Origin of the sequence: Paenibacillus sp. IHB B 3084, assembly GCF_001447315.1 — a bacterium.
GTDB lineage: Bacteria > Bacillota > Bacilli > Paenibacillales > Paenibacillaceae > Paenibacillus.
Genome location: NZ_CP013203.1, coordinates 819383 through 839293 on the forward strand (window position 1 = coordinate 819383; position 19911 = coordinate 839293).

17 protein-coding genes and 1 pseudogene are annotated in these 19911 nt (G+C 48.6%); 7 read left to right on the forward strand and 11 right to left on the reverse strand.

Translation table 11 applies throughout. From position 1 onward, the window contains the following. Positions 1–68: 68 nt before the first annotated feature. From ASL14_RS03820 to ASL14_RS03865, 10 genes and pseudogenes are all read right to left on the reverse strand, one after another. Positions 69–1514 carry a SpoVR family protein gene (locus ASL14_RS03820; RefSeq protein WP_134910517.1) on the reverse strand — a complete coding sequence of 482 codons (1446 nt, stop codon included), beginning with the start codon at positions 1512–1514 and terminating at the stop codon, positions 69–71. Beyond that, positions 1511–2677: a sporulation protein YhbH gene (yhbH, locus tag ASL14_RS03825; protein ID WP_134910518.1), complete on the reverse strand. Its 1167-nt coding sequence runs from the start codon at positions 2675–2677 to the stop codon at positions 1511–1513. Before yhbH ends, ASL14_RS03820 begins: the two co-directional genes overlap by 4 nt. Positions 2678–2851: 174 nt before the next feature. After that, positions 2852–3538, reverse strand: coding sequence for a response regulator transcription factor (locus ASL14_RS03830; protein ID WP_134910519.1), 687 nt, complete (start codon positions 3536–3538; stop codon positions 2852–2854). A 38-nt stretch (positions 3539–3576) separates the two neighbouring features. Beyond that, entirely contained in the window at positions 3577–5112 is a 1536-nt protein-coding gene (locus tag ASL14_RS03835) for a PucR family transcriptional regulator (protein WP_134910520.1), read from the reverse strand. A gap of 198 nt (positions 5113–5310) precedes the next feature. Then, complete coding sequence (locus ASL14_RS03840) at positions 5311–5970, reverse strand: aspartate/glutamate racemase family protein (protein ID WP_134910521.1); 660 nt, start codon at positions 5968–5970, stop codon at positions 5311–5313. A gap of 46 nt (positions 5971–6016) precedes the next feature. Then, positions 6017–6967 (reverse strand): aminopeptidase, encoded by a 951-nt coding sequence (locus ASL14_RS03845; protein WP_134910522.1) that lies wholly within the window; start codon positions 6965–6967, stop codon positions 6017–6019. A 259-nt stretch (positions 6968–7226) separates the two neighbouring features. Further along, complete coding sequence (locus tag ASL14_RS03850) at positions 7227–7898, reverse strand: AroM family protein (RefSeq protein ID WP_134910523.1); 672 nt, start codon at positions 7896–7898, stop codon at positions 7227–7229. 80 nt (positions 7899–7978) lie between these two features. Next, positions 7979–8926 (reverse strand): DUF1177 domain-containing protein, encoded by a 948-nt coding sequence (locus tag ASL14_RS03855; RefSeq protein ID WP_134910524.1) that lies wholly within the window; start codon positions 8924–8926, stop codon positions 7979–7981. A gap of 23 nt (positions 8927–8949) precedes the next feature. Beyond that, positions 8950–10018: pseudogene (locus tag ASL14_RS03860) on the reverse strand (DUF917 domain-containing protein). 10 nt (positions 10019–10028) lie between these two features. Beyond that, complete coding sequence (locus ASL14_RS03865; RefSeq protein ID WP_134914374.1) at positions 10029–11699, reverse strand: OPT/YSL family transporter; 1671 nt, start codon at positions 11697–11699, stop codon at positions 10029–10031. A 360-nt stretch (positions 11700–12059) separates the two neighbouring features. On the opposite strand from ASL14_RS03865, the gene ASL14_RS03870 reads away from it, so the two are divergent. The 7 genes from ASL14_RS03870 to ASL14_RS03900 all read left to right on the forward strand — a co-directional run bounded on the left by ASL14_RS03870 (position 12060) and on the right by ASL14_RS03900 (position 18612). Further along, a complete protein-coding gene (locus ASL14_RS03870) occupies positions 12060–12761 on the forward strand; it encodes a response regulator transcription factor (RefSeq protein ID WP_134910525.1) in 702 nt (233 codons plus the stop codon). Continuing rightward, positions 12758–14122, forward strand: coding sequence for a sensor histidine kinase (locus tag ASL14_RS03875; protein ID WP_134910526.1), 1365 nt, complete (start codon positions 12758–12760; stop codon positions 14120–14122). Before ASL14_RS03870 ends, ASL14_RS03875 begins: the two co-directional genes overlap by 4 nt. Before the next feature lie 19 nt (positions 14123–14141). Continuing rightward, positions 14142–14705 carry a PepSY domain-containing protein gene (locus ASL14_RS03880; RefSeq protein WP_134910527.1) on the forward strand — a complete coding sequence of 188 codons (564 nt, stop codon included), beginning with the start codon at positions 14142–14144 and terminating at the stop codon, positions 14703–14705. 121 nt (positions 14706–14826) lie between these two features. Next, positions 14827–15390, forward strand: coding sequence for a PepSY domain-containing protein (locus ASL14_RS03885; RefSeq protein WP_134910528.1), 564 nt, complete (start codon positions 14827–14829; stop codon positions 15388–15390). Between the two features lie 182 nt (positions 15391–15572). Next, entirely contained in the window at positions 15573–16580 is a 1008-nt protein-coding gene (locus ASL14_RS03890) for an aminoglycoside phosphotransferase family protein (RefSeq protein WP_134910529.1), read from the forward strand. Positions 16581–16598: 18 nt separating this feature from the next. After that, positions 16599–17495 (forward strand): phosphotransferase, encoded by an 897-nt coding sequence (locus ASL14_RS03895; RefSeq protein ID WP_134910530.1) that lies wholly within the window; start codon positions 16599–16601, stop codon positions 17493–17495. A 244-nt stretch (positions 17496–17739) separates the two neighbouring features. Continuing rightward, a complete protein-coding gene (locus ASL14_RS03900) occupies positions 17740–18612 on the forward strand; it encodes an arylamine N-acetyltransferase family protein (protein ID WP_134910531.1) in 873 nt (290 codons plus the stop codon). 106 nt (positions 18613–18718) lie between these two features. On the opposite strand, the gene ASL14_RS03905 is transcribed toward ASL14_RS03900, so the two are convergent. After that, positions 18719–19735 carry a globin-coupled sensor protein gene (locus ASL14_RS03905; protein ID WP_134910532.1) on the reverse strand — a complete coding sequence of 339 codons (1017 nt, stop codon included), beginning with the start codon at positions 19733–19735 and terminating at the stop codon, positions 18719–18721. Positions 19736–19911 lie beyond the last annotated feature (176 nt).

A 19911-nucleotide genomic window follows, 5' to 3' on the forward strand; every position in this document is an offset into this window, starting at 1 on the left:
AAAGGTGCAGTCCCGTTTTACGGCTGCACCTTTTTAGATATTCATTCTGCGTTCGTTACCCTGCTCCCTTATACAAACTTGCGATGATGCTTCTTGCCGTCGTATGAGAATAAGGCCAGCTTGCCTTCAATCATCGTTTCCAAATGAACGGTCCGCCCCCACAACTGATACACATACGGTAGCGTACGCTCCATATATTTTAAATCCAGCTCAATCCCTTCAAACTGATGCTTGAGCTTTAACTCGCCTGTGTGCAGATAATCTCCATCCTCAACGACGATATAAGGGGAGCCACCATTCACACGCGAGAATACGAGCTGGTCTCGTATGTTCTCCCACGATTTATCTGTGATTTTCCAATCCGGCCCCCTTTTCTCAAATACGTACAGATCCAAATCCTCGGTCAGTTTCTTGGTCATGTAATTGCGTATAAAAGAGGTGTCTGAGTCAAGCTCCCGTACCTCGAACATTTTAGCGCGTCCTTCGCCCGGTTTGCGTCCTTGTCGCTCCTGCTCTTCACGGGTTGGGTTATCCCATCGCTTTTCAATATCCTCAAATATTTTAAGCCCCAAATAATACGGATTCAGGCTCTGCTTGGAAGGCTGTACGACAGAAGCATTCAGCAGTGCAAATTCAACGGTTTCATCCCCGGTCAAATCCAGTTCCCTGACAATCCGCTGGTGCCAATAGGAGGCCCAGCCTTCATTCATAATTTTGGTCTCCATCTGTGGCCAGAAATACAGCATTTCGTCCCGCAGCATCGTCATGATATCCCGCTGCCAGTCCTCCAGCACTTCTGAAAATTCCTGAATAAACCAGACGACATCCTTCTCCGGTTCAGGCGGGAACTGTCGTACCCGAATGCCTTCGCTCTCAGACGGATCGGGCTGCTCCTGTACCGTGTCCAGTGACCACAGATCATCGTAAGGCCCGTCTGGGCGCTTCCGTTTTCCCGCTTCCTTTTGCTCACGGGTTTTAAGCTCCATATATCGCTGTTTATCCAGATGCTGCGGTTTGATCAACTGCGGATCAATATGCTCCTGTATAGCCAGTACCGAATCAATGAAGGATTCGACGGCCTTCGAACCGTATTCCATTTCATAACCGTTAATCCGGTCTGCCGTAGCGGACATACTCTCCACCATATTGCGGTTGGAAGCTGAGAAGCGGGCGTTGTGCTTGAAAAAATCACAGTGCGCCAGCACGTGGGCGACAATCAGTTTATTTTGAACCAAAGAATTTCCATCCAGCAGGAAGGCGTAGCAGGGATTGGAGTTGATGACCAGCTCATAGATTTTGCTTAGGCCAAAATCGTACTGCATCTTCATCTTGTGAAACGTCTTTCCAAAGCTCCAGTGGCTGAAGCGCGTGGGCATCCCATAGGCCCCGAACGTGTATACAATATCCGCCGGACAAATCTCATACCGCATCGGATAGTAGTCCAGCCCGAATCCGTTGGCTATCTCCATAATCTCAGCAATCGCATATTCTAGCTCCTGATGGTCACTACTCATCCCACCGTTCCCCCTTCCCGTTTGCGAAAAAAGGTACGCAAGGCTTGGTATACCTCGCCCTTTTCCTTGATGACATAGTACATAAACTGATCCTTTTTAATGTTCTTGTAGGCTGACATCAGTGTGCTGCTGCGGTTATATTGATTCACTTCTCCATAGCCGAACATATTGCTGCGCTTCATAAGCTCCTCGATCAGCTTCACACACCGTTCGTTGTCCGAGGTCAGATTGTCGCCATCCGAGAAATGGAAGGGATAAATATTATAATGGGAAGGAGGATAGCGCTTGTCGATAATCTCCAATGCCTTGAGATAAGCCGAAGAACAGATGGTTCCGCCACTTTCTCCACGGGTGAAAAATTCTTCCTCGGTGACCTCTTTGGCTTCGGTATGGTGCGCCAGAAAGACAATCTCTACCTTTTCATATTGGCGGCGCAAAAAGCGGGTCATCCAGAAAAAGAAGCTGCGGGCGCAATATTTTTCAAAAGATCCCATCGAGCCTGAAGTATCCATCATCGCAATGATCACCGCGTTGGATTGGGGGATGGTTTTTTCCTCCCATGTTTTGTAACGGAGATCGTCCGGACTGATATGATGAATGCCCGGATTGCCCTGACGTGCGTTGCGGCGCAGATTTTCGAGAATGGTTCGCTTCTTGTCAATATTTGCCTGCATGCCTTTTTTGCGTATGTCATTGAATACGATAGACTCAACCTCAATCTGTTCCTTGTCTTTCTGCTGCAAATGCGGCAATTCCATGTCCTCGAACAGCATATCTTCCAGTTCTTCCATGCTGACTTCCGTCTCCATAATATCGTGTCCGGGCTGGTCTCCGGCTTTCTCACCTTTACCGGGCTTCTGGGAAGCAGGATCGCGTCCGATGACATCGCCAACCTGACTGTCACCGTCCCCTTGGCCTACATGCTTTTGCTTTTGATAATTATAAATGAAGCGATATTCGTCCAGACTGCGGATCGGTACTTTAATAATCTGCTGACCGTCTGACATGATAATATTTTCTTCCGTAATCAGATCAGGCAGATTTTGCTTAATTACATCTTTGACCTTCTGCTGATGACGCTGCTGGTCTTGGTACCCTTTGCGATGCAGCGACCAATCTTCGCGGGATACGACGAATGAATATGGCTGACGTGGTTCCGGCATTGTTAGGCACCCCCCAAGTGGATACACGGCACAGTTTGGCCTTGTTGGTTATTAAGTATATTCACGGGGATGTACGATATGTGATGGAAGCCAAAAAACCTTTCCAATTTCAGGGCGCCTATTTCAGTTCGGATAAAGGGGGATAGGGTCCAGCGCCAAGCAACTGGCGTTCGTTCACAGCATCTTTTCCGCCTTATAGCCAATTCCATACACCGTCTGCAATAGCGACTGATGCGGTTCGAGCTTCTTGCGCAGGCGCTGGATATGAATATCCACGGTCCGCGTTCCCCCTGCATAATCGAAGCCCCATACCTGCTCCAGCAGCTCGTCCCGTGTGTACACCCGCCCGGCATGTGACACCAGAAGCGCCAGCACATCAAACTCCTTGGGTGTCAGATCCAGCGTTGTTCCCTCCAGTTCAGCCGTTCTGCTGGACGGACGCACGCGCAACGGTCCAAGTGCCGTTTCTGATCCTTCTGGTGCAGGCGCTCCCTCCCGTTCAAGCCTCCGTACCAGCGCCTTGATGCGGGCGAGCAGCTCTCGCAGATCAAAGGGCTTGCTCATAAAATCGTCCGCGCCCAGCTCGAGCCCGAGCACCTTGTCCACGATATCGTTTTTGGCAGTCAGCAGCAAAATGCCGATGCCCTTCCGACTTTCCAGACGGCGGCACACCTCATATCCGCCCAGCTTGGGCATCATCACGTCGAGCACCAGCACATCCGGGTGGAATAAACGGACTTTTTCCAATGCGTCTTCCCCGTCAACAGCGGTTTCTACCAAATAACCTTCTCTTTTCAACCCATAGGCTAGCGCATTTCGAATGCTGGGTTCATCGTCCGCTACTAATATTTTTTTATCCATGTCTTTTCCTCCCTGTCCCATAAACCAACTGTATCTGCCTACTTATGTTCCCGCAAATAATAATGGATCAGACAGGTATGGCATATGAACTGCTCGCGTGGATCGTTGAGATCAAAATCCGCAATGTCACGAATCCGTTCCAATCTGTATTTGACCGAATTACGGTGTATAAAAAGATAATTTGCCGTATCCATCAGACTACCCCGATTTTCCAGATAATAAAATAACGTTTTAAGCAAATCACTGCCATGAGACCGATCATACTGCTGGAGTTTGCCCAGCTTACGTTCAAACAAATCGGCAAATTCCTCTTTGTTCATTGCTTCCCCAAGCATATAGTGCATTTCGATATCTCCGAATTTACATACACGTCTATCGGGATACAGCCGCTGGGATACGGTGATGGCACGTCGTGCCTCATTATAGCTTTGCATCAGCTCCCACAGCTTTTTGGCACTTCCTATGCCTATATAATAATCGCCCGTTCCCAATGCTTTTTCACTGTTCCAGTTCTTCAGCGTTTCAGCCCAGGTTAGTCCCTGATCATCGCCAGCCCCGTCATGATGGTCATTCGGATGAAGAGTAGGCAGAAATAATATTGCCCGATTGGAACGGAACTCAATATGAGAAACCACACGTCGCCGGGTGGATTCCTGAATCAGCAATCCGGACAGAATCTCTTCTGGCGGAGCGGTAGCGCTTTCCAGTACAGCGACCTCCCAATCATATGCCGGGTTAAATCCCAATTGACGCCCTCGGCGCTCAACCTCATGCCGCAACGGCACCGGAGGGGTCATCAGCTCATCAATAAAGTTACCCCGCAGTCGGCTTTCCGTATCTTCTACCGCCTTTTCACGCATTAATTCCAACGCCATGACCAGGCGTGCCTGCTCAATCCCCACCTGCTCCATATCATCCAGCTCATTGCGGGCAATGACCAGCTTGGCAACCGTGCGTTTATCGACATTAATCGGAAAATAGCGGGAATCCTGCGCCTCCGCCCAATTCCACTCCTGTGGTGAAGTAACGATGGCTCGGCCTCCATTATCAATCAAAGCAACCGGGGCTTTAAGCAGCTCTGCAATATTATCGCTTACAGCCTGTATACCGCTGTTCTCCAGCACCATCGTTGTTAAGGTCCGATATATCTCTTCCGAGCGTCGCAGCAGCTCTGCCTGCCGATTCAACACTATATCCATGACTCGCTGTGTAATATCTGTATATGGAATATCGGCCGGAATCTCAATCACGGGCAGGCCACAGGCATTGCTTTCCTCCAGCGCACTGCGGGGAATTTCCTTGAGAAAGCGGGTCGGTTTGATCGCAAGTGCTGCGGCCCCGCCCTGATGCAATAATTGAATAATTTGACACAATACCTCAGGCTCATGACGGATGGAATAAGCGGTTGTCATCAATAGTACGCCTTCCCTGATCCAGCCCTTCAAGTCAGGGACCTCCATAATATCAATAAAACGGACAATCCGATTTAGCCCTTGCTCTCCGCTTAGTACCTTCGCCTCCTTCAATACGGGCATTGTCATAAGCTCCTGAACGGTTACACCCGGTATTTTCATATGGACAGACCACCTTGCTATTTATTTTGCGGTAACGGCACATATATAGGATTCTGCAAAGTTCTCGCCTAACTTAATTTTCAGGATAGTGTACCAAAAAAGTTTACAAAACAAAACCTTTACCGGATGGAACGCAAATAAACCGCCTTTTCAGGAAAAGGCGGTTTATTTCATACCCTATTATTTTATGAGCCAGGCTTATCCTGCCTGAACTTCCTCATTCTCCCGCTCCCAACGCACTGATGCGGCTGCGCCGAGCGCCACAATCGGATCAATGGCATGGATGCCCAGCCTGCGCTCCAGCTCCGGTGCGAAGTTCATCGTCACAAAACCCGTACAGGCCAGCACGATGGCCTCTGCACCCTTCTCCTGAAGCCGCAGCCCCGCTGCCATGGCCGCCTCCTTACCTTGCGGAGTGTTCAGGTCCAGCGTTGTACGTACACCCTCGGGGCGTTCTGTGCCGATGTAAGACTCACCCAAGATACGGCGGATCAACGGGGGTGCCTCCTCCAAAATGGTTAACACACCGACACGACTGGCCGCTGTCAATGCCAGATGCGCCGCGCAGGAGCCTGCGCCGTATACAGGTACATTCACCGCCTGACGGGTTTCCTCCAGTGCCGGATCAGCCGCACAGCTAATGCCAATGGACGTGCAGCCCTGCTCGACGAGCTGTTGCGCTGCAACCACAATTTTAGGCACCGATTCCCGATCCGTTGCATCATCATAGATTCCCTGCGGCTGGTCAGGGATACATACACTGGTGACAGGCAGTCCGTAGCGCTGCTCGATAACCCGGCCGTGAAGGCCAATAGCTACTTCGTCTTGCATGGTAAGCACTCTGATAATTCCGAGCATGATGAATTCCTCCCCGTTTTTACAGCTCCTGCTGTTTCTCATTCACCTAACGCTCCAGCAGTTGCCCTGCTTTCATAATCAGGCGGTCATCCAGATATACATCCGGTCGCTGAACGACACCGTCAATATGTACACCCGCAGCGATGGTCCCACCAAAAGTATTATTGCTGCCAAAAGCTACGTGAATCGTGCCGTATACCTTCTCATCTTCCAGTACAACACCTGTAATACGCGCTTTATCATTCGTCCCGATACCGAATTCGGCCAGCATTCTGCCGTCACCGTCGCCCAGTATTTCCAGCAGGGGCTGTCCGGCTTCCCCTTCTGCGGCTGTCAACCTGCCGTTTTCGACCATCAGCAGTAGCGGCTCCTTCAAGGCACCGATTCCCGCAACAGAGCCATCCACAACAATCTGGCCTTGCGCCGTCCCCTCGAGTGGAGCAATATACGCTTCGCCGGAAGGAAGGTTGCCGGATTCGCCAGGGTTCAGATACATGCCCGTGCTGGGCACGCCGTTGCGACCCTCAATGCTAAAGCTCAGGCTGTAACCATCCTTTTCAATCCGCACCTGCTTGGCAGCCGTCAATAATGCGGTCACCTCTTCGGTCAACGCCTTGACCTTCGGATAATCAGCAGCAATCGCCCCGTTCATGAACATGTCGTCCGTCATGCCAGGCATCGTCGCCAGACGCGCTCCAGCCGCTGCGGCTTGCTTGCGGGCATGGGTATGCGTCAGCGAATACCGGGTGACACATACGACAACGTTGGAGCGGAGCATAGCTTCGGCGACAGGTGCCGGAGGCTCCTCCCCCGATTTGGAGCGTACCTTCATCGTCAAAATAGCAGCTTCAGCCCCCAGCGCCTTGCCAGCTTCATAAATGGACTCGCCCAATTCCTTTTTATCATCGTCCGTTACCACCAGAAGCGTCTCTCCAGCGGTAAGTCCCAGACATTTTTGCAATACATTTTTACTAATTTCAACACGTTGTTGGCTCATTTTTTTACCTCCTATTTTTATACAGTATAAGCTAACCTCCAAATATTTACATAGGAACGGAGCAGGCGGAATGGTGCTGGACAAGCGATAGCGATCGCCTGAAAGCTTTCCGTAGGAAAGCTCGCATCGTAAGCCTAAGCTGCTCCCGGATTTCTACCGTAGTGCATTCATTCCGGAAATCCGGGGGCAACAGCGATGGGAAGCAGCACCATCCGCCTGTGTAGTGACCATCATGTAAATTTTCAGTCAGCTTATATGCTTACACCATTTCCGATACCAGCTTGCCGATCAGGGCATTGGACAATACGACTGGAACCCCCGCGTAACGCGCCGCCAGTTCTCTGTGAACATCCGTATACCCCATACAATCCAGCACGATAAGATCAGCCTGATCCTTGAACTGCCCGGCAGCATGGCGAAATTCCTCTTCACTGCTGCTGTAAGGCGAGGCCGCCGCAAACCCGGGATTCATTCCGTGAGGATTGAATTTGAGCTTGAGATTGTCCTTCTGCTCTTCCAGCGGACCAATCAGGCCGACCCGCCGTCCGCCAGACATCGCCTTAATCACAGGAGGAAGCACATGGTCCGGCTCGATCAAAAAGGCGGTTCGGGTATGCAATCCCGGAAATACGCCGGTACACAGCAATAAAATCGTACGAATGCCCTGTTCCTCCATGCGCGTAATTTTCTCCTGAAGCAGCGGCTGGATTTTTTCGCGTGATATAACTACCGACTCTCCAGTCGTCAGACGGGAAGTCAATACATATTCTCCCGGCGACGGAGAGAGATGCTCTTGTATATAAGCAAAAGAAAGACCGTCCAGCGCACCTGCCTGTATCAGTTCTGCACGTCCTTCCAAAGCCCGTTCCACGATAGGAGCCACATCTGTCCGGGGCGCTTGCCCAATCGTAATCATCCCAAGCTTATCCATCTTTAATCCCCTGCTTTCGTATCCATTTTATTTTACGCTCCTGACGACAAAGGGCAAGCCTGTGGCCTGCCCTGTTAGCATCAGCCGTGGTTTTGCGCACTGCCTGCTGTCTGAAGTATCTTCATGGAGCCGTACAATTCGTTAATTTTGACAAATTCCTGCGGGTCATAAAATGCACAAGTGCCATTCGTAAATTCCTTGGCCGTTTCTATGGAAAAACGTACAGCAGCCGCGATATCAATCTCATGACTCGCTCCGGTGCCACATCCTGGTACAGCAGCCTGCGCTGTAATAGCCACACCGACTACAGGCGCATTCGTCGCTACAGCAGGCTGCAAAATCGAATTAATATGGTATAAGTCATTACCGTACGGCGTGATATCCTGCGTGGTTACCGGAAAAGTAACAGGCAGTTGTCCCGTAGTCTGTTCCATCAGGCGCAGCAGATCCTCACTGACTCGCAAAATATAGCCTTCCTTCACCGTGGGTGAAATGGCGATTCCCTTATGGTTAATGACACGATTGCCCTTGGTTGTATCAATAGACAAAATAGCTTCCATCTCGGGAACAATCTCATGACGATTCATTTCCAAAAAATCCACAGGGGAGTCCATAAAATCAACTGGCTCATGCGGACGGGTAGGTGCATCCGGGCAAATATGTGTAGTTACGATCACATCACCCTTCAGCTTGTCACCTTTGATCTGCATATCCGCCAGCTTAAGCCCGGCAGCCACCGCCGCAATAGCTCCATCCGCATCAGATACAAGACCAATTCGGGAAGGACGTGCGCCGATCCCGCCCAGGCGTCCGACAATGCCGAATGTCGGTGCTGTACCTCCCGAGCTTTTACCTTCCGTACCCGGAATAAGCACTTGTATAAAATCCGTGCTTCCCTTGGCTCCGATTACCTGTTTTACGGTTACCACAATATCCTCGTATCCGGCGAAAAGCTGCTTAACCCGCTCTCCGTTTACATAGGCGCTGTCCAGCGCTTCGAATACGGTTAATGTCTGTTGAAGTGCCATCTTTGCATTCCTCCCGAAATCATTTATAGATAGGACAGTATAGGCTTATGAATAATTTGCTCAATCGGTTGCAGCAGCTTGGTGTTAAATATAGTTGTACTCAGCAGCAACTTTTCCTTCGGAACCGCAATGACAGCCAGTCGCTGTCCTTTCGCTACGGCGGCAGTGATTACAGGTCTGCCTGTATCCAGATCCAGTGTCATGATCAAATCTGGAAAAGTCGCCAGTCGCTTTCCGTCAAACTCCAGGGACATGTACTCATTCCAGAAGGTCATTTCGTAGGCACGGCCGCTATAGGTAATATGAACCAATCCGGCATCAAAGCCCCCCCGAAGTTTCAAGCTTGCATTCTGTTACTTCTCCTGAGACGATCACCTTGCCGCCCAGCTCAGCGACCACGGCTGCAATCGCTGCTTCGCCCTGATGAGCCAGCATCGCTTCTCCGACAGCAATTGCTCGGGAAATGGCTCCCGGCGCACCGTTGGCTCTCGCGTAAGCAGCCGTAACCGGATTCCGCGCAACCGCTACAAGTCCTCCAGCTTCTACCGAGGCTTTACGAACCAGCGATGCAGCATGGTCCAGAGAGCCTGAAATCCCTACCTCAATATAATGCTCTCCGCGTCCGCCCACCGCAGCCTGACGGCTAACGTAATCTGGCAGCTCGGTCAAATTCATAGAGCCCATTGTACCCGTCGGATGTGCCCGGCCATTACATGCAAAATCCACAACCGGAATACCACTCAAAGCCGACTGAAACCAGCCGTTAATCGTTGTTTCGCCGCCATTTTCATTCGTATGCAAGGCCCGGACACCCTTTCCTGTCATGGAGGACACCATTTCCAGCGCCTTCACATAATGAACAGGCTTCACATATTTATTCGGAGCAGCCGGGGCACCAACGACAGCCACGGTGACGAAGAGATCGTCATCTGCGAAGCTTTCGACGGATACCAGCTTCGGCTGTCCCACTTCAAGAGCCAGCTTTCCGATCCGCAGACCTTCTTCAATCCTGCCTCCGCCTCCTCCGCCCAGAACAGCACCGCCATAAACGGCATATTCAACAATTCTCTCATCCAGCTTCAAAGCGTCCATCTGCATCATCTCACTTTTTTAGTTTAAATACGGAATTAAAGAAGTTGTACAGCGCATCCCCTGCGATAAAACCTGCGGCCAGAATCGTCATGGAAGAAACGACCTCTTTTTTTGCGAAACGGGTTACGAGGAAGCGAATTGCGATGCCGGCCAGAACAGCCCAACACGCGTTCGCTGTCGCAATCAGTAGCCCTGTCGCGAACATAACACCCAGTTGGCGCTTGGAGCCACCTATGAGTTGGAGAATCGCTCCCGGTATCGCCCACAGCAAGAGCTGGCTTGCCACACCCGGTGTAGCTCCGGCCTGAATGGTGGATACATATACTTTATCAATCGGTGGCACCAGATTTTGCGCAAAATAACTCGGATAAGCCAGAGCTACAGTCACCAGTGCAACAGCGAAGGCGATCAGAGCCGTTATATACTGTTGCTTTCGACCTTCCCGTTCCAGCTCCTTATCCTTACCGTTGCCACGCAGGATATAGCCTGTTTTCAAATCAAAGCCCATATCCGCAAAGGCAGGACCTGTAGCCGCGCTAAACCCGGCCAGCAATGCCAAAGCCACTGGCGGAAAGCCGATCATCATACCGCCAAGCAAGGTAATGAAGGCGACCGCAAAGGCGGGGAACCACCCGGAATGCATGGCGGCAATGCCGACGATAATTTCATGCACGAACGCGGCAAAGGCTGCAAACACGATAAAGCCGATCAGCATGCCTACGGACATGTGCGTAACCAGTCCACCGATGATGGCGATCAGCAGGGAAATCGCCAGATACGCGATGAATCCGAGTCCAAGCGTACGACGAGCCTCTGCAATCGGACGGGTGTATTCTTCATCCTGCGAAGAGGCATGTACGGGAGCCCCATCCACGACAATGCTACTCGTGCCGGATGCTTCATTTGAAGCTTTATCCGAAAACGCAGCGGAACTGTCCTTTTTCTTGCCGGAACGGCCGAATACGAGTACAGCAGCCTGAATCAGCGCTACAATGCCCGCCCCGATCATCACTCCATGCGCAATGTATAGCGCATTTACATCAATCTGAAATAGCGGCATGGAATACTGGCGAATCAATAAGCCGACACCAAACATGCCCAAGGCCCAAATGTTACCGATAAAAGCAACACCAAAGGCAGACATCGGAATGCTGAGATAAGAGCCGACTACCCCGATCAGTGCGCCGACACCCAGCAATCCGGCACGCTTGCCGCCCTTGTCCCCGGCTCTGATGGATTCCGCTGTCGCAACACCCGGAGCCCAGGTACCCGAGGCGGGGAACAGTCTGGAATCAAAAATTTTGTACAGTATCGTTGCATCTGCGAACATAGCCAACGCCGCCCCCAGCAGCATGGGTACGACCAAATCAGGGGTTCCCATGAGATATGGAATTCCAATCGGAATCAGCAGGCTATTGGCCGCCCCGAAGGTAGCCGAGGAAATCGCCGTCTGGACCAGATTTTGACGATGTACCGATTTATAACGTAAAAACCAGTTAAACGGGATACGTGCAATCAGCATCGCGATTAACGCTCCGATGATGGCCGTATTTGGGGTCACCCCCAGGCTGGTTACGATCTGCATTCCGATAATAGCTCCCAGAACACTTGTAGCCACAATGAGAATAAATGCAAAAGGCTCAAACGTTTTCGGGTGGCGTTTTTCTTTTTCGTTTTCCATATGACCCTCCTGTGGCTTAGACATGATGTATTTCTTCCTCTATTGAGTAGGTTTAACTTATGTTACTGCAACTTTCCTTCCATAAACAATGTTCGTCCTGACCAAAACAAAGGCATGTTTATTGTGCATACAGGATAAAAGACGATATATATAGCGCTACCATGACATTTTATCCCTTTTCAATGTAAAGAAATATAACATAAGAAAATTCGCTCAATCCTTGGTATAAAAATACTCTATGTATAGATATGTCTGATCTAGTATATCCCTACAAAGCCTGTGCTGCTTAAGCGTGTCTTACTCGACCGCTTATGCTAAAATACTTCCGTATCGGCTATTCGCCTACAGGAGGGCATCACAATGAACCAATCCATTCTGATCGTGGAAGACGAAGAGAAAATTGCCCGGCTTCTGGAGATCGAGCTTGAGTTTGAAGGATATCAAGTATGCAAAGAAAAAAACGGAATTGACGGACTGGAGACATATTGCAAAGGTCATTGGGATCTGGTCCTGCTGGATATTATGATTCCCGGCCTCAGTGGCATCGAACTACTGCGGCGGATTCGTAAGGATGATGCGAGCATTCCTGTCATTTTACTGACGGCCAAAAGTTCTATTGCAGATAAGGTCGAGGGGCTCGATCTAGGAGCTAACGATTATATTACCAAGCCCTTTGTGATCGAAGAGCTGCTTGCACGTGTCCGCGCCGCGCTTAGGGTAGGTGCAACGAAAGAAGCCGTTCCCGAAGTGGAAGATGCATGGCTTCATGCCGGGGATTTACGCCTCCATGAAGGTACCCGTGAAGTTCTTCGCGGTGAGCACAGCATTGAGCTTACGCCACGAGAGTTTGACTTGCTCGTTCATTTGCTGAGACATCAGCGGCAGGTGCTTAGCCGAGAACAATTACTGGAGAATGTATGGGGTATTGATTATTACGGCGATACCAACGTAGTGGACGTGTATATCCGATACGTGCGCAATAAAATTGACCCCACGCGCCAGCTCCCTGAGCTGATTCATACCGTACGCGGAATTGGCTATGTGCTGAAGGAATCGTTATGAAGCTGCAAAACAAGATCCATATGTACACCTCGTTATTACTCGCGATTTTACTTGTGGCCATTAACTTTTCGGTCTATTTCCTGTTCAGCCACCTTTCGATAGACAGCCGCAAAGATCAGGTAGAAGCCGCAGCGGACAACATGATTCGCGGCATTCAGCGCGCCCCCGCATCGGTAGTCGCAGGGGATCTTCTTCGAGCCTATGTGCCACCAGACGGTATGCTTCGGCTAATGAAACCGGAGGGCGATTTTCTTTCCCCGATCACCTCTTCTTCGGAGCAATCTCTCAGTTTGATGAAGGCTGTTTATGATGAGACACGACAAGTACGCGTGATTACCCATGAAAACAACCGTTACATTCTTGTATCGGTTCCCATGATCTGGAGCGATGGAGAGGTCGTCAATCTTCAGATAACCGAAAGCCTGCAACCGACGATGCAGACGCTACAGGTACTCAGAATCGTACTTATAGCTGTCACAGGGATTGCGCTCATTCCTGTCGTGATCTCGGGAAGATTGCTCGGCAGACTCATTACACGTCCAATCACATCTATGATCAGCACGATGAAAGAGATTCAACGTAGCGGGAAATTTAAGCGCCTTCCGCTCAACTCCTCATCACGCGACGAACTGGTAGAAATGGGAGAAACGTTTAACGACATGATTGAATTGCTGGAGCGCAACTTTGTCCGGCAAGAACAGTTTGTCTCCAATGCATCCCATGAACTGAAAACACCCCTCACCATTATTGAAAGCTATGCTAGCCTGCTCAAACGCCGGGGACTGCAGCATCCCAAGATTTTCGCCGAGTCCGTTGAAGCCATCCATTCCGAAGCGATACGAATGAAGGAAATGGCAGAGCAGCTTCTTCTTTTGGCGAGAAACGAGGAGCAATGGAATATCGTGTTGGAGCCGGTTCGCCTGAGCAAAATCGTGACAGAGTTGAAGGTCACATTTGAAAATGCTTTTGCCCGGGAAGTGCAACTGGACGTGCAGGCGGACTGTATGGGCTACAGCGATGAAAATAAGCTGAAACAGCTACTGTTTATCTTTTTGGATAATGCACGTAAATACAGTGACGAGTCGATACGCCTAACTATTGGAACCACGGGTGAGATGGCTCAACCTTGTATCAGAATCACAGACCAAGGGATTGGAATTCCGCAGGACAAGCTATCTAAAGTATTTGACCGCTTCTATCGTGTGGATGAAGCCAGAAGCCGCGAAGAAGGTGGAGCCGGACTAGGCTTATCGCTGGCTACAGGAATTGCAGAGGCCCTTCATGCTCACATTGGGCTAGAAAGTATTCAGGAAAGCGGAACGACAGCAACGATCATCCTCCCCGCCGTTCCCGCAGATTAACCAAAAGGAGAGAATAACGATGAAAGCCATCTATGCGTGGATGATTGGGGCGGCAGGGGCGGCTATACTGATCACACTTTACCTTCTGCAATCGCCTTGGGCACTGTCGCTATCAGCTTCACCGTTGGAGGAAAATGCGGCCATCCAGTCTGTATTGCATCAATATCCCGGCGAGGTGCTGGAATCCAAACGCTTGAATGATGCTTATCTGATCATGCTGCAGCGTCCCAAAGGAAAATACGAAATACAAGTCAACGCCTATAACGGCCATATTGACTCCATTCGACGAACACAAGCTTATACGGATACGACACAGGAGCCCCAGAAAAACACCCCAAGCTCCCCTAAACCTGATCCTGTATCTCTCGTCATCACAGAAAAGGAAGCGGCCCAGCTTGCTGCAAAGGCGGTGAACGGAGGAACCACAGATGATATTGAGCTTCATCGTAACGAAAAGAGCCTTTATTATCTCGTTGAGGTTGATGTGAAGGATGGGCGTGAGGCCGTGGTGCAGGTCAACGCGGTATCAGGCTCTATTGATTCTGTAACTTGGGAAAAAGAAAAACAGGACAACGAAGATTAATGATGACTCTCTTCTCATCATCGCTCATTTTCTCTCATCGTTTTCTAATGATTTTATTACGTTCCTCTCATTTTCAATAGATAAGCTGTACTCAAGCTTACATCACAAGGAGGAACTATACATGAAAAAAAACTATACATTAGGAATCATGGCAGCAACAGTTTTGCTCGGTGCTACAGTAGCAGGTGTTTCGGCGAATGCCGTCTGGGCAGCCAAGCCTGCGAATCTCATTGGAGCGACAGCCGCTGCCAATATCGCCAAAAAGGCTGTGGGCAATGGTGCTAAGGTTGAAGATGTAGAACTGGAACATAAAACCGGAAAAGCCTACTATGAGGTGGAACTTCAACAGGGTAATAAAGATTGGGACGTGGATGTGGATGCTTATACTGGAAAAACCCTTCGGTCCCATTCAAAGTTGGATGATAACTTGAATGCCAAGAAGCCCCTAAACAAGCCAAGTAATATCACCATAACCGAAAAACAGGCCGGACAGATTGCTCTTAAGACAGTACCCGGTACCTTTCTGTCTACCCAATTGGACAAGGAAGACGGACAGTTTATCTATGACGTGAAGATTCTCACCAACGAAGGAACCGTTGACATCGAAATCCATGCGACATCTGGAAAAATCATGGATACGGACGATGATCATGATGATGACCGTTACGATGATAGTAATGATTAAATATCCAGACCCTATTCCAGCTTGCAAAATACAGAGTTAATTCAAAAGGAGTAGCGAACTTTCGCTGCTCCTTTTTTTATGGCTCTTGCAATATTTGAACTCACCTTCATCTTCCTCATGAATAGACTGATAACTAACAGAGGATTACCTTTTTCTATAATCACAAGTCAAGTGAGGTTCTTATGACGAAATCCTATACCAAAGCACAGATTCGCAAAATTACCAGTCGTTTCGGTCTGATCCCAATAAAATCAAGCTTAGTCTCATCACTGTACCGAAAAAATGCAGTGATCCAGGTGAAAACGAAAAAGGGAACTTATGCATTAAAGCCCTTTAGCCGTACTAAGATGGTCCGCTCAAATACAATCCAACAGATGGAGCAGGCTGCAAGCATGATCAGGCTTTTGAAAAAGAGAAAGTATAGCTACATGCCCGCGTGGCTTCCAACACATTCCGGGAAGCTGTGGACTACACATCAAGAAACGCCATTTTATGTAAGTCAGTGGATCAAAGGACGGGGATTGGAGAATGCTGAAGATTTTGAAAAGCTTGGGTGGGCACTTGCCACGCTTCACGCCTCGTCCACTGGCTTGCATCGGATTGGAAGTGGGAAATCCCCTACGTTTCAGCAATTGCGGATATGGAAAAACCAGGACCGTCTTTTTCAAAGAAAAATATCACAAATCAGCCGTCATGACAAAGAATACGGCAACTGGTACAACGCTCACGGCAAAGACTGCAAACGTTTAGCTAAGCGGGCATGGAAGGATTTGCAGGACACATCCATTGTTAAGCTGCTTCAGAAGGAAAAGCGTTCCCCCTCTTTAATACACAGCGACATTACGATCCCCAATGTCATTATTTCAGATGATGGTCAACTCAAAATCATTGATTGGGATCGAGTTAAGGTCGGCTCAGTCTATGTAGATCTGGCAAAGGCCCTTATGAATACGACCCAATTCAATCCTGAATTTGTGCAATCCTTGCTGAAGGGATACCAAAAACGCAAACCACTAAGCCGAACTGAACGAAAAATGGTTACAGCCTTGTATAAACTGCCGCGCGAAGCGTGGCATGCCTCCCTACACCTGAATCGCTCAAGAAACCGCGAGATCCTGGACAATTGGGATCAATCGTGGCCCCTTCGTTTACAAATCATTCATATTTTGCAGGAATGGGCACATGCATAAAAGAAAGTGAGGATCAAAATGTCGATTTTATCGAACGTTGAGCAGATGTACGGAATCAAAATTCAACGTACTCGTCAAAAGAAGGACATACACAAGATTGAGACCGCCGGCATGACCTATTGTTTAAAGCCCTACAAATTCCCAGAAGATGAAATTCGTTTTATTACACGTGTGTTGTCCTTCCTGGATGAGCGCGGGTTTACCCGCAGCCAAAAGGTTTATCCGACAGTGCAGCAAACCGCTTATATGACCCATGAAGGCATTTCGTATACATTAACCAATTGGGTGGATGGAGGAAGACCAAAATTTACAAAGAAAATAGATTTCAAAAAGGGAATTTCCACCTTAGCCAAATTTCACTCCAGTGCCGTAGGCTTTCCTGTCACCGAGGCTCCGGCATCCAGAATACGTTACGAGGGCTTGGATGATGAGATAGCTGGATACAAAAAACGCCTCAGTCCCTACAAAGGCACAGAACATCTCGTGGCTCTCTGTGAAGAAGTGTCGAATCATTTACAGCAGACCAAAGTTCGAGAAGCAATCGACTCGGAGCAAAAAGCTGCCGCATTTATACATGGCGATTACAATTATCCCAATCTGATTAAAGACAGACAGCTCAAAATTCATTTAATCGATTTTGAAAATTGCTCCCTGCACGTAAGAATGAAAGACTTGTCCCATCTTCTTCATCGAAATTGTCTTTGGAACGGGACCAAGATGCTGCGCGCGGTCGACTACTATCAACGATATCGTCCGTTAAGCGCCCATGATTTACATTTGCTTCACACACTTTTGATCTCTCCCTATCATGTGGTCCGCAACATCAGAATAGGCGGCATCCGTTCTGCCAAACGTGTTATTCCATCATTCGTGCAGTTAAACAAATACCGACGTGAACTTAGAGCGCTGCTATAATCTGTCGGCTTGGAACTAAACAGGAAAACAGACCTAGCGAAACGGTCTGTTTTTTTATGTTCTGACAACTATCTTTGGTAAATCTGCATGCCACTGAACCGAATCCACTGGCTGATTGTACCGGTACAATCAAAAGTTTATAGCATTGTAATCAATACGCCCCCCTTCTACAATGATGCTATGACTCAAGGATCATTTATTCCGAAAAGAGAAATTGAGAAACTAACAATAGAGGTGACTGTATATGTACATCATGACAAAAGAAGAAATAAAGGCTTATCTAAACAGGATCGGAATTCAAGACATTCAGCCTCCTACCCAATCCTATTTATTTGAGCTGCATAAGGCCCATGTGAAACATCTTTCGTGGCAAACGGTGGACATTTTTGCAAGAAGGCCGGCAGCCATTGGTTTTCAAGAATCAGTTCAACTTATTTTACAGGGTAGAAGCGGTTATTGTTTTCATCTGAATGGTGCCTTCAGCGCACTACTACATTCACTGGGCTACAAGGTCAGCCTGCATCGTGCCGGGGTTCAGCCTTTAGGGGCAGAGCCACGCATCAATTCATTTCATCTTGGGTTAACCGTGAACTTGCTAAATGAGCAGCACGAAGATGAAGTATGGATTGTTGATGTCGGTTTAGGCGATATGCCATATGAGCCTGTTCCACTCCGTATGGGCACTTATGAACAAGCTCCTCTTCAATATAAGGTTACAGAGTCCGGGGTTGTTGCAAAAGGCTGGCGGTTAGAGCATGATTCGCTTGCTTCATTTGTCGGCGTTGATTATGACCCTACGGTTGTTCGGGATTTGGAAGAGTTTATGCCAAAACATCATTTCTATAGCCGCTCAGTGGATTCCCCATGGTTCAACCTGTTTCTGATTCGGCAAAGACAAGCATTAGAGACGAATGAACTAAGAGGCTGCATTTGGAAAAAACACGGGCTGAACGGATTGGAAAAAATAGAGCTGGATCATAAATCGCAGTGGCTGGAAGTGTTGGCAGATGTATTTGGTGAGCCGCTTGTTAACTATAGTCACCAGGAACGGGACGAGTTATGGAAAAGAGTATTTGCGGCTCATACTGAATGGAAGAAATCAATCATTTCCTTATAAGTATTACGCTCTTCCTCGGTTGCGTTGATTGGACCGCCACGGAGGGGGAGCGTTATTTTCCTCAAAAAGCTCTCCCCGGGATACAACTCATTCTATCCTCTCACACCTACATCATTTCGCTGGAATGCTGAAGCGTTTCCAATTCCTTTACCATATTTTCGATCAGCTTTGTAAAGGAAGCCAATTCCTCGGAACTGGAAGCCTGTTGTCGGGCGCTGGCTGTGGTAGCAGCCGTTTCGGATTGCACACTGTTCAGCATATGGGCAATATCCAGTACCTTGCGCTGAATTTGCTCCTGCACCTGCTTGGAATTGGATGCCAGCTTGCGTACTTCCTGCGCCACAATCTGAAACCCGCGTCCTGCTTCCTGCGCATGTGCTGCTTCAATCGCCGCATTCAGCCCCAGCAAATGCGTCTGATCCGACAGCTCGCGAATCGTGCCGCTCATCTGCTCAATATGCTTGATCTCATCGCCCAACTGCTGTACCAATTCTTCCGTATGTTCCTGCGAAGAGGCCGTTGTACGTGCACTATCTGCAATGTTATCTGTATTTTCACGTAATTCAGCAATCATACCAGTCAAATTTTGAGCAATTCGGGACACAACGGTTAATACTTGTGTCTGCTCATCGGCCAGTTCGTTAATTTGCTCCTTTTCCTTCTTCTGATAGGCTTCCAGCACAAGCTGGGAGTCCAGATTGAACATTTTGGAAAGAGCGTGAACAATCGGATACCAATCGTCGATCCCCGAATGCTTCAAAATATCTACTGCAATGTCCAAGTAAGTTATGTATGTGCCCAAATAATAATCCGAGGACAGACCAATGCGGGAATGCACCTGCCCTACAAAAAGGCGGTGCTCAATAAACGGCTCATCTATTTTTCCATCTGCCAGAGAAAGCCAATATTCTCGTTGTGTTTGCTTTAATCGTTCAATATTAGACCATTTGGAGATAATCGACATGAGGTGCGGGACCTTTTCCACATGATCATAAAAACGATCCACCACCTCATCCACAATAGATTGGAACAAACCCTGATGGAGATGCAATAAAGCCAAATCCTCATCCGTGATGCCAATATATTGAATCTGTTTTAATCTACTTTCGGCTACATCAATCATAAGTTCCCCCAAATAAATAGTTTACATCCATTTAACATTACCATATTTATCGGCGCATTTTTGGCAAATGTTATAAATTCATTGGATTCATTGTGATTTTTTACATATCTATGATGGACAAGCACCTGAAATGACTCCCTCATGATAAAAAAAGAACCCGACAGCAAGCACTGGAA

Bases quoted from the DNA above. Each gene is read 5' to 3' on its own strand.
- ASL14_RS03890 (WP_134910529.1), top strand. From the start codon at position 15,573: ATGACGAAATCCTATACCAAAGCACAGATTCGCAAAATTACCAGTCGT.
- ASL14_RS03905 (WP_134910532.1), bottom strand. From the start codon at position 19,735: ATGATTGATGTAGCCGAAAGTAGATTAAAACAGATTCAATATATTGGC.
- ASL14_RS03885 (WP_134910528.1), top strand. From the start codon at position 14,827: ATGAAAAAAAACTATACATTAGGAATCATGGCAGCAACAGTTTTGCTC.
- ASL14_RS03830 (WP_134910519.1), bottom strand. From the start codon at position 3,538: ATGGATAAAAAAATATTAGTAGCGGACGATGAACCCAGCATTCGAAAT.
- ASL14_RS03835 (WP_134910520.1), bottom strand. From the start codon at position 5,112: ATGAAAATACCGGGTGTAACCGTTCAGGAGCTTATGACAATGCCCGTA.
- ASL14_RS03850 (WP_134910523.1), bottom strand. From the start codon at position 7,898: ATGGATAAGCTTGGGATGATTACGATTGGGCAAGCGCCCCGGACAGAT.
- ASL14_RS03855 (WP_134910524.1), bottom strand. From the start codon at position 8,926: ATGGCACTTCAACAGACATTAACCGTATTCGAAGCGCTGGACAGCGCC.
- ASL14_RS03870 (WP_134910525.1), top strand. From the start codon at position 12,060: ATGAACCAATCCATTCTGATCGTGGAAGACGAAGAGAAAATTGCCCGG.
- ASL14_RS03880 (WP_134910527.1), top strand. From the start codon at position 14,142: ATGAAAGCCATCTATGCGTGGATGATTGGGGCGGCAGGGGCGGCTATA.
- ASL14_RS03865 (WP_134914374.1), bottom strand. From the start codon at position 11,699: ATGGAAAACGAAAAAGAAAAACGCCACCCGAAAACGTTTGAGCCTTTT.
- ASL14_RS03900 (WP_134910531.1), top strand. From the start codon at position 17,740: ATGTACATCATGACAAAAGAAGAAATAAAGGCTTATCTAAACAGGATC.
- ASL14_RS03840 (WP_134910521.1), bottom strand. From the start codon at position 5,970: ATGCTCGGAATTATCAGAGTGCTTACCATGCAAGACGAAGTAGCTATT.
- ASL14_RS03845 (WP_134910522.1), bottom strand. From the start codon at position 6,967: ATGAGCCAACAACGTGTTGAAATTAGTAAAAATGTATTGCAAAAATGT.
- ASL14_RS03895 (WP_134910530.1), top strand. From the start codon at position 16,599: ATGTCGATTTTATCGAACGTTGAGCAGATGTACGGAATCAAAATTCAA.
- ASL14_RS03875 (WP_134910526.1), top strand. From the start codon at position 12,758: ATGAAGCTGCAAAACAAGATCCATATGTACACCTCGTTATTACTCGCG.
- yhbH (WP_134910518.1), bottom strand. From the start codon at position 2,677: ATGCCGGAACCACGTCAGCCATATTCATTCGTCGTATCCCGCGAAGAT.
- ASL14_RS03820 (WP_134910517.1), bottom strand. From the start codon at position 1,514: ATGAGTAGTGACCATCAGGAGCTAGAATATGCGATTGCTGAGATTATG.